At 72.3% G+C, this 11,738-nt stretch carries 12 protein-coding genes; 4 read left to right on the top strand and 8 right to left on the bottom strand.

The genetic code is table 11. The features are described from left to right. Nucleotide 1: 1 nt before the first annotated feature. The 5 genes from R9X44_RS09625 to R9X44_RS09605 are packed head-to-tail and all read right to left on the bottom strand — an operon-like array spanning nt 2 to nt 6,291. A complete protein-coding gene (locus R9X44_RS09625; protein WP_319813682.1) occupies nt 2-772 on the bottom strand; it encodes an enoyl-CoA hydratase/isomerase family protein in 771 nt (256 codons plus the stop codon). Continuing rightward, complete coding sequence (locus R9X44_RS09620) at nt 769-1,914, bottom strand: acyl-CoA dehydrogenase family protein (RefSeq protein WP_319813681.1); 1,146 nt, start codon at nt 1,912-1,914, stop codon at nt 769-771. The genes R9X44_RS09625 and R9X44_RS09620 overlap by 4 nt, the downstream gene beginning before the upstream one ends. After that, nucleotides 1,911-2,801, bottom strand: a complete 891-nt coding sequence (locus R9X44_RS09615; protein WP_319813680.1) for a hydroxymethylglutaryl-CoA lyase — start codon at nt 2,799-2,801, stop codon at nt 1,911-1,913. Before R9X44_RS09615 ends, R9X44_RS09620 begins: the two co-directional genes overlap by 4 nt. Continuing rightward, complete coding sequence (locus tag R9X44_RS09610) at nt 2,798-4,732, bottom strand: acetyl/propionyl/methylcrotonyl-CoA carboxylase subunit alpha (RefSeq protein ID WP_319813679.1); 1,935 nt, start codon at nt 4,730-4,732, stop codon at nt 2,798-2,800. The genes R9X44_RS09615 and R9X44_RS09610 overlap by 4 nt, the downstream gene beginning before the upstream one ends. A 5-nt stretch (nt 4,733-4,737) precedes the next feature. Beyond that, on the bottom strand, nt 4,738-6,291 hold the full coding sequence (locus tag R9X44_RS09605) for a carboxyl transferase domain-containing protein (protein WP_319814220.1): 1,554 nt from the start codon (nt 6,289-6,291) through the stop codon (nt 4,738-4,740). A gap of 134 nt (nt 6,292-6,425) precedes the next feature. On the opposite strand from R9X44_RS09605, the gene R9X44_RS09600 reads away from it, so the two are divergent. Genes R9X44_RS09600 through R9X44_RS09585 form a run of 4 tightly spaced genes read left to right on the top strand, consistent with a single transcriptional unit; the run spans nt 6,426 to nt 9,621 of the window. Then, nucleotides 6,426-7,013: a TetR/AcrR family transcriptional regulator gene (locus R9X44_RS09600; RefSeq protein ID WP_319813678.1), complete on the top strand. Its 588-nt coding sequence runs from the start codon at nt 6,426-6,428 to the stop codon at nt 7,011-7,013. Between the two features lie 31 nt (nt 7,014-7,044). Beyond that, on the top strand, nt 7,045-8,829 hold the full coding sequence (gene glsA / locus R9X44_RS09595) for a glutaminase A (RefSeq protein ID WP_319813677.1): 1,785 nt from the start codon (nt 7,045-7,047) through the stop codon (nt 8,827-8,829). A gap of 40 nt (nt 8,830-8,869) precedes the next feature. Next, nucleotides 8,870-9,241 (top strand): signal peptidase I, encoded by a 372-nt coding sequence (locus R9X44_RS09590; protein ID WP_319813676.1) that lies wholly within the window; start codon nt 8,870-8,872, stop codon nt 9,239-9,241. Then, nucleotides 9,238-9,621 carry a YchJ family protein gene (locus tag R9X44_RS09585; RefSeq protein ID WP_319813675.1) on the top strand — a complete coding sequence of 128 codons (384 nt, stop codon included), beginning with the start codon at nt 9,238-9,240 and terminating at the stop codon, nt 9,619-9,621. Before R9X44_RS09590 ends, R9X44_RS09585 begins: the two co-directional genes overlap by 4 nt. On the opposite strand, the gene R9X44_RS09580 is transcribed toward R9X44_RS09585, so the two are convergent. From R9X44_RS09580 to R9X44_RS09570, 3 genes are all read right to left on the bottom strand, one after another. After that, the gene (locus R9X44_RS09580) at nt 9,603-10,223 is read right to left on the bottom strand and encodes a hypothetical protein (protein ID WP_319813674.1); all 621 of its coding nucleotides are present in this window, start codon (nt 10,221-10,223) and stop codon (nt 9,603-9,605) included. The two genes, R9X44_RS09585 and R9X44_RS09580, sit on opposite strands and share 19 nt — an antisense overlap. Nucleotides 10,224-10,302: 79 nt before the next feature. Next, on the bottom strand, nt 10,303-10,983 hold the full coding sequence (locus tag R9X44_RS09575; RefSeq protein WP_319813673.1) for a hypothetical protein: 681 nt from the start codon (nt 10,981-10,983) through the stop codon (nt 10,303-10,305). A 68-nt stretch (nt 10,984-11,051) separates the two neighbouring features. After that, complete coding sequence (locus R9X44_RS09570; RefSeq protein WP_319813672.1) at nt 11,052-11,702, bottom strand: TetR/AcrR family transcriptional regulator; 651 nt, start codon at nt 11,700-11,702, stop codon at nt 11,052-11,054. Nucleotides 11,703-11,738: the final 36 nt, after the last annotated feature.

Here is an 11,738-nt window from a genome sequence, read left to right as displayed (position 1 = left end):
GTCAGACGCCGGGCCAGTCCGGCGTGCGCTTGTCGTTGAAGGCCGCGATGCCCTCGCGGCGGTCGGCCGACACCGCGGCGGTACGCCACGCGTTGTCCTCGATGTCCATCGCCGCCGCGAGGTCGAGCGGTGCGCCGGTGCGCAGCGCGCGCTTGGCGGCCCGGGTCGCGACCGGCGAGTTCGCGGCGATCGCCCGCGCGGTCTCCAGCGCCGTCTCGCGCGCGCCGCCCTCGGGCGCGGGCCGGTCGACGAGGCCCAGCGTGACGGCCTCGGCGAAGCCGACCTTGCGGCCGGTGAGGACGAGGTCGGCGGCCTTGGCGGGCCCGACGCGACGGGCCATGAGCTGGGTGCCGCCGCCGCCCGGCACGAGCCCGATCGACACCTCGGGCAGGCCGAAGACCGCGCCCGGCTGGGCGGCGATGAGGTCGCAGGACAGGGCCAGTTCGGTGCCGCCGCCGAGCGCGTAGCCGTGCACGGCCGCCACGACGGGCTGCGGAAGGCCGAGCACCGCGCCGAACGCGGCCCGGAAGACGGGCCGCTGGCGCAGGATGTCGGCGTCGCTCATGCCGTTGCGCTCCTTGAGGTCCGCGCCGACGCAGAACGCCTTCTCGCCGCTCGCCGAAAGGACGACCGCGTGCGCGCGCGAGGCGGCGACCTCCGCGCAGACCCGCGCGAGTTCCTCGGCCATCGCGGTCGACAGGGCGTTGAGCGCCTCCGGCCGGTCCAGCGTGATCTCCGCGACGGTGCCGCCGTGCCAGGTGAGGGCGATCACGCGCCCACCCCCAGCTCCCGCGCGATGATCATCCGCTGCACCTCGGAGGTGCCCTCGCCGATCTCAAGGATCTTGGCGTCCCGGTAGAAGCGGCCGACGGCGAACTCGTTCATGAAGCCGTAGCCACCGAAGACCTGGGTGGCGTCGCGCGCGTTGTCCATCGCGGCGTTGGACGAGACGAGCTTGGCGATCGCCGCCTCCTTCTTGAACGGCTGCCCGGCCAGCAGCCTGGCGGCGGCCGCGTAGTAGGCGGCGCGCGCGGTCCAGGCGCGCAGCTCCATGTCGGCGATCTTGAACTGGATGGCCTGGTACTCGCCGATCGGCCGACCGAACGCGGCGCGCTCCTTCACATACCGCAGGCACTCGTCCACGCACCCCTGCGCGAGCCCGACGGACAGGGCCGCGATGGCGATCCTGCCCTCGTCAAGGATGCGCAGGAACTGGGCGTACCCCCTGCCGCGCTCGCCCAGCAGGTTCGTCGCGGGCACCCGCACGTCGTCGAACCACAGCTCACGGGTGTCGGAGGCGCGCCAGCCGACCTTGGAGTACTCCGGGCCCACCTTGAAGCCCGGCGTCCCGTTGGGAACGATGATCGTGGAGATCTCCCGCTCGCCGGTGAGCGCGGTGACCGTGACGAACTCGGTGATGTCGGTGCCTGAGTTGGTGATGAAGCACTTCGACCCGTTGATCACCCAGGTGTCGCCGTCGAGGACGGCTGTCGTGCGCATGCCGCCCGGGACGTCGGAGCCGCCGCCCGGCTCGGTCAGCCCGAACCCCGCAAGACGCGCACCGGCGAGCAGCGACGGCAGATACCGCCGCTTCTGCTCCTCGGTCCCGAACCGGTAGACGGGCATCGCGCCGAGCCCGACCCCCGCCTCGAGCGTGATCGCCACCGACGAGTCGACCCGCGCCAGCTCCTCGAGCGCCAGGCAGAACGTGAAGTAGTCGCCGCCCATGCCGCCGTACTCCTCGGGGAACGGCAGCCCGAACAGGCCCATCTTGCCCATCCCCGCGACGAGCTCGTACGGGAACTCGCCCTTCTCGTAGTGGTCGCCGATGACCGGCGCGACGGCCTCGCGCGCGAACGCGGTGACCGTGTCGCGCAGCGCCGTCTGCTCCTCGGTGAGACTGAAGTCGATCATGAACTGCTCCTTGCGGTGACGACGCGGGAGGGGGAGGGACGGCCGAGCCGTTCGGCCATCCAGACGCTGGTCAGCACGAGCGCGTCGAGGTCGACGCCGTGCGCGACGCCGAGCCCGTTCAGCATCCAGACCAGGTCCTCGGTGGCGAGGTTGCCGGTCGCGGACTCCGCGTAAGGGCAGCCGCCGAGGCCGCCCGCCGAGGAGTCCACCGTGGTGACGCCCGCCTGGAGCGCCGCGAGGGTGTTGGCCAGGGCCTGGCCGTAGGTGTCGTGGAAGTGCACGGCCAAGGGCTCCGGCGAGTCGAACGCCCCGATCAGCTCCTGTACCCGGCCCGCCGTACCGACGCCGATGGTGTCGCCGAGGCTGAGCTCGTGTACGCCCATGTCAAGGAGCCGTCGCCCGGCTGAGGCGACCTGCGCGACGGGTACGTCGCCCTCCCACGGGTCGCCGAAGGCCATCGACAGATACGCCCGCACCCACAGGCCCGCCTCACGGGCCCGGGAGACGACCGGCTCGAACATCGCGAACTGCTCGTCCATCGAGCGGTTCAGGTTCCGTCGGGCGAACGACTCGGTGGCGCTGGCGAAGACCGCCACGTCGCTGACGCCGGACTCAAGCGCGCGGTCTAGGCCGCGTTCGTTCGGCACGAGCACCGGGTACCTGACGCCCGGCGCGCGGTCGAGCGCGGCGAGCAGGTCGGCGGCGTCGGCGAGCTGCGGCACCCACTTCGGGTGTACGAAGCTCGTCGCCTCGATCACCTTCAGGCCGGTGCCTGCGAGCCGCGTAAGGAACTCGGCCTTGACCTCGACGGGGACGACCGCCTTCTCGTTCTGGAGGCCGTCGCGCGGGCCGACCTCGTAGATGGTGACGCGCTCGGGCAGCCTCATCCCGCCTCCCCGGGGGTGATCTCGGCGAGCACCTCGTCAAGCGCCACCTGGACGCCCGCGCGCACCGGCACCGAGGTGACGGTCCCGGCGACGGCGGCGGTCACCGTGTGCTCCATCTTCATCGCCTCGACCACGACGACGGGCTGGCCCTCGGCCACCGCGTCGCCCTCGGCGACCTTCACGGCCAGGACCGTCCCCGGCATCGGGCTGCGCAGCACGCCGCCCGCCGCGGCGGCCGCCCCCGCCCGAAGGGTGCGCTCCCGCTCCCGCACGGCCCACGCGCGGCCCTCCGCGCCGATCCAGACTGTGCCGTCGGGGCCGGTGACGCGGCGGTGCGGGATGCGGCGGCCGGCCAGGACGAGCGCGTCGTCCTCGAGCACGGCGGGCCAGGCGTCGCCCGCGCCGACCGCGACCTCGGCGGCGCGCGTCCGCACCTCGACGTGCTCGGACCCGTCGACCACGAGGGCGTGCGGGCTCCACGCGGGCGCGCCGATCCGCCAGCCGTCCATCGCGTCCCACGGCCCGTCGCCCGGGGGCGCGACCGCGCGCATCCTTGCCAGCGCGGCGGCGGCCGGGACCCACGCGGGCGTCTCGCGCGCGGTCAGCTCAGGAAGGACGCGCTCGACAAGGCCGGTGTCCAGCTCGCCGGTCCGCACCTCGGGTCTGGCGAGCAGATCGCGCAGGAACCCGACGTTCGTCGGCACCCCGAGCAGCGTGTAGGAGGCGAGCGCGGAGTCCAGCGCGCGCAGGGCCTCGGCCCTGTCCTTCCCGTGCACGATCACCTTGGCGAGCATCGGGTCGTATCTGCTGCCGACCTCACCGCCCGCGACGATCCCGGAGTCCACCCGCGCGCTGGACGGCTCCGCAAGGAACAGCACCTTGCCGCCCGTCGGGAGGAACCCGCGCGCGGGGTCCTCGGCGTAGACGCGCGCCTCGAACGCGTGGCCGTCGAGCGCGACGGCGTCCTGCCCGAACGGCAGCGGCTCGCCCGCCGCGACCCGCAGCTGGAGTTCCACGAGGTCGAGCCCGGTCACCAGCTCGGTCACCGGGTGCTCGACCTGGAGGCGTGTGTTCATCTCCATGAAGTAGCCGCCCTCGCCCGCCGCGCCGCCCGGCATGATGAACTCGACGGTGCCCGCGCCGACATAGCCGATCGCGCGGGCCGCCTCGACGGCGGCGTTCCCGAGGAAGGCGCGCCCTTCCGGGGTGAGGAACGGCGACGGGGCCTCCTCGATGATCTTCTGGTGGCGGCGCTGGAGACTGCACTCGCGCTCGCCGAGATGCACGACGTTCCCGTGCGCGTCGGCGAAGACCTGGACCTCGATGTGCCGGGGCGCGGCCACGAACCGCTCGACGAGCAGCGTGTCGTCCCCGAACGCGCCGCCGGCCTCACGGCGCGCCGACGCGATCGCCTCGGCGAGCTCGCCCTTGTCGGTGACCAGCCGCATGCCCTTGCCGCCGCCGCCCGCCGACGGCTTCAGCAGCACGGGAAGGCCAACCTCAAGGGCGGCCGCCTCGACCTCGGCGTCGCTCATGCCGCGTCCGCTGCGGCCAGGCACCACCGGCACCCCCGCGGCGGCGACGGTCTCCTTGGCGGAGATCTTGTCGCCCATCGCGTCGATCGCCTCGGGCGGCGGCCCGACGAACACAAGCCCGGCGGCCGCGCACTCCCGGGCGAACGCGGCGTTCTCCGAAAGGAACCCGTAACCGGGATGAACGGCCTCGGCCCCGGTCGCCAGCGCGGCGGCGATGACGGCCCTGCCGTCGAGGTAGGACGGGATCTCCACGGCGGCGTCGGCGAGCCTGACGTGCGGGGCCGCGGCGTCGTCGGGCGCGTGCACCGCGACGCCGCGCACGCCGAGCCCGCGCAGCGTCCGCAGGATCCGGACGGCGATCTCGCCGCGGTTGGCGATCAGGACTGTGCTGAACATGGGCCTCACATCCGGAAGACGCCGTAGCCGACGTCGTCTAGGGGGGCGTTCGCGGCGGCCGCGAGGGCGAGGCCGAGGACGCGCCGGGTGTCGGCGGGGTCGATGACGCCGTCGTCCCACAGCCGGGCTGTCGAGTAGTACGGGCTGCCCTGCGTCTCATACTGCGCGCGCACGGCGGCGGCGTCGGTGTCGCCGACGGTCGTGAGGACGGCCGCCGCCTGCTCCCCGCCCATGACGGAGATCCGCGCGTTCGGCCACATCCACAGGAACCTCGGCGAATAGGCACGCCCGCACATCGCGTAGTTGCCCGCGCCGTACGAGCCGCCGATGACCACGGTGAACTTCGGCACCCGCGCGCACGAGACCGCGGTGACCATCTTCGCGCCGTGCTTGGCGATCCCGCCCGCCTCGTAGTCGTGGCCGACCATGAACCCCGAGATGTTCTGCAGGAACACCAGCGGGATCGAGCGGCGGTCGCACAGCTCGATGAAGTGCGCGCCCTTCATCGCCGACTCGGCGAACAGGATGCCGTTGTTGGCGACGATCCCGACCGGATGCCCATGAAGGTGGGCGAAGCCGGTCACCAGCGTGGTGCCGTACTCCTTCTTGAACTCGGTGAACTCGCTCCCGTCGACGATCCGCGCGATCACCGAGCGGACGTCGTAGGGCGTGCGCGGGTCGGGCGGGACGATCCCGTACAGCTCGGACGGGTCGTACAGCGGCTCGGCGGCCTTGGCGGTCTCCCACGGGACGGGCTGGCGCGGCCCGAGCGTCGCGACGATCTCGCGGACGATCCTGAGTGCGTCCTCGTCGTCGTCGGCGAGGTGGTCGGTGACGCCGGAGACCCGCGCGTGCAGGTCGCCGCCGCCCAGCTCCTCGGCCGTGACGACCTCGCCCGTCGCGGCCTTCACCAGGGGAGGGCCGCCGAGGAAGATCGTGCCCTGCTCCCGGACGATGACCGTCTCATCGCTCATCGCGGGCACATACGCGCCCCCGGCCGTGCACGACCCCATGACCGCCGAGATCTGCGCGACGCCGAGCTTGGACAGGTTCGCCTGGTTGTAGAAGATCCGCCCGAAGTGCTCGCGGTCGGGAAATACCTCGTCCTGCATCGGCAGGAACGCGCCGCCGGAGTCCACGAGCGCGATCGAAGGGAGCCGGTTGTGCAGCGCGACTTCCTGCGCGCGCAGATGTTTTTTCACGGTCATCGGGAAATACGTGCCGCCCTTGACCGTGGCGTCGTTGGCGATGACGACGCACTCGCGCCCCGCCACCCTGCCGATTCCCGCGATCATTCCCGCGCCGGGCGCGTCGCCGCCGTACAGGCCGTGCGCGGCGAGCGGCGCGAGTTCGAGGAACGGCGACCCGGGGTCGAGCAGCCGGTCCACCCGGTCTCGCGGCAGCAGCTTGCCGCGCGCGACGTGCCTGGCGCGCGAGCGCTCAGGGCCGCCGAGCGCGGCCCTGGCCAGCTGTTCGCGCAGTTCGGCGGCCAGCGCGCGGTTGGCCGCCGCGTTCCGGTCGCGCTGGTCGTCGGTGAGGTCGACGCGGCCCGGCAGCACGCCCAACGCTGTCCTCCAAGGGTTCCACGCGGGGCACTGCCCGCGCTTTTCCGGCGGTCGCCGAAGAACGCTGTTAATGAACGCTAACAAGCGCGATGTTAGCGAGAGCTAACAGGCTCGTCTAGACTCCGTACATGGACATCGGTACCCGCGAACGGCGCGCCCAGATCTTGGCGGCGGCGACTGATCTGTTCGCCAGGCGCGGCTACCACGGGGTGTCGATCTCCGAACTCGGCGCGGCCGTCGGGCTCACCGGCCCCGCCCTGTACCGGCACTTCAAGGGCAAGGAGGCGCTGCTCGCGGAGATCCTGCTGGACATCAGCACCCGGCTGCACCGGGGCGGCGTCGAACGCGTCAGCGCCTCGGCCGATCCGCTGGACGCGCTGCTGGACTGGCAGATCTCCTTCGCGCTCGACCATCCCGCGCTGATCACCGTGCACGAACGCGAACTGCCGCACGTGCCCGAGGTCCCGCGCCGTGAGATCCGCCGCATCCAGCGCGCGTACGTCGAGGAGTGGGTGGGCGTCGTCGCCGCGCGTATGCCGAGGCCAGAGGCCGAGACCAGGGCCGCGGTCCACGCCACGATCGGATTGATCAACTCCACCCCGCACAGCGCGGGCGGCCTCGACCGCGCGGCGATGGCGGAACTGCTGCACACCATGGCCAAGGCCGCCCTGCTCGCGGTGCCCGTCGCCAGGGAAGCCGCCCCGGGGGCGATCTGACCGCCTGATCCACACGGCTACCCTTGCGGTTGTGAACGCACCCTTCGTCAGCCCCATCAAGGAGCTCCTTGACGACCTGCACGCCCGCCTCATCGACCGGCGTGACGGAGAAGTAGCCACCTACATCCCCGAACTGGGCAAAGCCGACCCCGAGTGGTTCGGCCTCGCCGTCGCCACCCTCGACGGCACCCTGTACGAGGCGGGCGACACCGACGTCCCGTTCACGATCCAGTCAGTGTCCAAGCCGTTCGTCTACGCGCTCGCGCTCCAGGACCGCGGCCTCGAGGACGTCCTGAAGGGCGTCGGCGTCGAACCCACCGGCGACGCCTTCAACGCGGTGCGCCTGGAGCCCGTCTCCGGCCGCCCCTACAACCCGATGGTCAACTCCGGCGCCATCGTCACCAGCACGCTCGTCGGCGGAGCGGACCAGGCAGAACGCCGCGAACGCATCCTTTCCGGCCTTTCCGCCTTCGCCGGACGCGAGCTCGAGGTCGACCGCAAGGTGCTCACCTCCGAGTCGGCCACCGGCGACCGCAACCGCGCGCTCGCCTACCTCATGCACGGCGCGGGCGTCCTCACCTGCCCCGTCGAGGAGGCCCTCGAGCTGTACTTCGAGCAGTGCGCGGCGCTGGTCACCACCCGCGACCTCGCGGTGATGACCGCGACGCTCGCGGGCGGCGGCGTCAACCCGCTCACCGGCGAGACAGTCGTGTCGGTCGAGGCCGCGGCCAACGCGCTCACCGTCATGGCGACCTGCGGCACCTACGACTACGCGGGCGAGTGGCTGGTCAGGGCGGGACTGCCCGCCAAGAGCGGGGTGTCCGGCGGGCTCATCGCGGCGCTGCCGTCACAGCTCGGGCTCGGCGCGTTCAGCCCCCGCCTCGACGCGCGCGGCAACAGCGTGCGCGCCGTCGCGGCCTGCGAGGAGCTGTCGTCGCGGTTCGGCCTGCACCTCATGCGCCCGTCGGAGCGTTCCGGCCCGGTGTTCCACCGGACCCTGCGCGGCGACACCGCGCACTCCTCGCGGGTGCGCGCCCACGACGAGCGCACCGCGCTCGCCAGGCTCGGCGGCGCGATCCGCGTCTACGTGCTGCGCGGCGACCTGGCCTTCGGCTCGGCCGAGGCGGTCGTGCGGACGATCAGCGAGGACACCGAGTCCGTCCGCTGGGTGGTGCTCGACCTCAAGCGCGCGGGACGGGTCGCGCCCGTCGCGGTGACCCTGCTGGAAGGGCTCGCGGCCAAGCTCAAGGAACGCGGCATCACCACGGTTATCGTGGACACCGAGAAGCGCGTCACTGTCCCGTCGGCGACCATCGCCGAGACCCGCGACGAGGCGATGGAACTGTGCGAGGACGCCCTCCTGGCCGAGGCGGGCGCGGCGCGTCCCGAGGTGCCGATCGCCGAACAGGACCTGCTGCGCGGCCTCGACCCGTTCATGGTGACCGCGCTCGACGCCTACCTGGAGACCCGCGAGTACGAGACGGGGGAGCGGCTCGTCCAGGACGTCGCGGCCCTGTGCTTCATCCTTTCGGGCGGGCTGGCCCGTCAGGTGATCATCGGCGACCGCGCGGTGCGCGAGACGTCGATGGGGCCCGGCACCGCCGTCGGCCGCCTCGCGCTCATCGACGACGCCGGGCACTCGCACCGGATCGTCGCCGAGGGCCCGACCTCCTGCAAGGTCCTCACCACCCAGTCGCTGGCCAGGCTGGAACGCGACTCGCCGCGCCTCGCCGACGCGCTGCGCTGGTCGATCGCCAACGCCATCGCCGAGCGGCTGCGCAGGACCGACGCCGAGAACCACGCACTCATCCACTGATCCACTGATCCGACCGACCCACCCGGGGGAACACACGCACATGGCCGACGACATCTACGTGGGCAACGCCAACGTCGACGCGCTCGCCGAGAGGGGCTGGCTGCTCGGCCACTTCATGCCCGACGGCGACGCGCGGCACAGCACCGACGTGGAGATCAAGTGGGGGGTGCACCCGCCCGGCGACGAACGCGCCGAGTGGGTGCGCGGCGAGCGCCGCACCGCCCTGCTCGTCCTCATCTCCGGACGGTTCCGCGTCGAGGTGCCGGGCCGCAGCGTCCTGCTGGAGAAGCAGGGCGACTACGTGGTGTGGGGCCACGGCGTCGACCACTCGTGGATCGCCGAGGAGGAGTCGGTGGTGCTGACCGTGCGCTGGCCGTCGGTCCCCGGCTACAAGGTCGAGGAGCCGTCGTGAGGTGCCCGTGCGGCCTCGACGCCGACTACGACGCCTGCTGCGGCCGCTACCACCGGGGTGACGCCACAGCGCCGACCGCCGAGCGGCTGATGCGCTCGCGCTACAGCGCCTTCGCCGTCGGCGACGCCGCCTACCTCGCCCGCACCTGGCACCCGTCGACCCGCCCCGGCGACGTCGGCATCGACGCCGCGACTCGCTGGACGGGCCTGGAGATCCTCGGCAAATCGGGCGGCAGCGCGCTGGACACCGAGGGGACCGTCCGCTTCCGCGCGCACTACACCGAACGCGGCAAGGGCGGCAGGTTGAGCGAGCACAGCCTTGACGAGAACAGCAGGTTCGTCGTCATGGACAACGCCTGGGTCTACGTCTCGGCGATCTGAGCCGGCTCGGGCCGCCTGGCGCGGCGGCGGGCCAGCCAGAAGGCGGTGAGTCCGTACAGGACGAACAGGACATGCGTCCATGTCGCGGCCTGCCGGTCTGACCTGCTGGTGAGCGTCGACGGGGTCAGCCAGCCGTTCGGGTCGGCGTACGCGGTGACGGTGGCGCCGTCGGAGACCCCGTACAGGTCCTCGTCGTCGACGACCGTGCCGTCCGCCAGCTCGGTGTGGATCTCGGGTATCCGCACCGGCTCCTGTCCGGCGATCGGCACCTCCCGCCACTCGTAGACGTGGGTCGCCTTCACGGGCGTGCCCACCGCCGACAGGTACAGGTGCGTCGCGCTCACGAACGCGGTGCTGACCGAGAGGACGAGCGCGAAGACGCAGGTGAGCATCAGCGGCAGCGACCGCCCGTCGTCGAGCCGCCCGAGCACGAAGAACAACCCGATCGTGCCCGTGACCAGCCCGTAGGGCACCCCCGCGTACGGCGTGAACAGGCACATCACCACGACCGACCCGTAGACCGCCGCGACCCCGATGACCAGCGCGACGACGACGTCGGTCACCGACCGCCTCCGGCTGACCGGCTCCCGCACCTTGGCCATTGACCCCTCCTTCGCGGCGGAGCCTAAGCCGGGCGGCGACCCGGCCGACAGGGACAGATGTCCCGGCACGCGCGGTCCGTCAGGGTGCGGACGCCGTGCCGTCCGGGTGCTCCCGCCGCCGGTTCGCCAGCGAGCGCCAGCACATCGAGACGACGAGTCCCCAGTAGCCGGCGAGCGCCAGCCCGGTGGAGGCGGCGGTCAGCACCGAAGGCACCGGCGACGGGTCGAGCCAGCCGAGCGGGTCCCGGTAGACGGTGACCTCGTCCCCGGCCTTGACGGGTCCCTGGTGTGCGGTGAACTCGGTGATGACGTCGCCGCCGGGCAGCAGCAGGTGGTGCTTCGGCCGGGGGATCGTCTCGCCGGGGATCGGCGCGGGCGGCGCGACGCCCGGGGCCGGCCCGTCGGCGACCGTCGCGGTGACGCGGTCGCCGAGGACCCTCAGGTAGGACTCCGTGAAACCGCCCTCGTACGACAGGAAGATCGCCAGCAGCAGCGTGAACCAGGCGACCGCCGCCGACGTGCCGCTGCGCGGTTCGAGCAGGAGCAGGAACACGCACGACACGAGCCACAGGAGACCGCCGATCCAAAGCGCGGAGCCGCCCAGCAGGAAGAAGTCGACGAAGACCGTGCCGTACACGGCGACCAGGCTGACCGCCAGCGCGCTGAGCGCCACCGCCACGATCGTGCGCGGGCGTAGCGCGTTCCCCTTCGTGGACGCCTTCGCGCCCGGCGCGCCCGGTGTGCTCCCGTTGTCCGCCATGGACGGGAGGCTAGGCGGGGACACGGCCCGGGAGGCAGGGACGGGTGTCCCGGAGGTGTCCTGCGGGGTCAGCGGGGGAGGGCGTCGATGGCGTTGATGAACAGGTCGAGGCCGAACTCGAAGTCGGTCTCCGGGTCGTGTTCGGTGAGCTCCTTGGCCAGGAGGGTGACGCGGGGGAAGCGCTCGGGGTCGAGTTCGGCGAACGCCCCGGCGGCGTCGGCGGGCAGGGAGTCGAGCATCCGCATCTGCTCGGTCTCGCGCAGCAGCGAGCCCTGGGCGTAGGAGATGATCGCGCGCATCAGCCGGACCGAGGTGGGCCCGTCGAAGCCCGCGTCGTGCGCGATCTCCAGGCCGCGCTCGACGGGCTTGAGCCCGAACGGCACCTCGACGCTGTGCGTGACGATGAGGTCGGTGCAGCGCGGGTTCTCGCGCGCGACCCTGCGGAACGCGCGGATCAGCTCGCGGGCGCGCACCCGCCAGTCGAGGTGCCTGTTCTCGGGCAGGTCGAGGTCGGCGAGCACCCGTTCGGCCATGCCCTTGAGCAGGGCCGCCTTGTTCGGCACATGGTTGTAAAGCGACATCACCGCGACGCCGAGCTCGCCTGCGACGGCGCGCATGGACAGCGCGTCCGCGCCGTCCCGCTCGACCAGCGCGACCGCCGCGCCCACGATCCGCTCCCGCGTCAGCACCCCGTTGACACCCTTCCGTACGCGTGACACCGTACGTACATCGTACGTTGATCGTACGGTGTACGT

The organism is Actinocorallia sp. A-T 12471 (assembly GCF_033875155.1).
Lineage (GTDB): Bacteria > Actinomycetota > Actinomycetes > Streptosporangiales > Streptosporangiaceae > Actinocorallia.
Note: the sequence above shows the minus strand (reverse complement) of the source record. Positions and strands in the feature narration are given on the sequence as shown.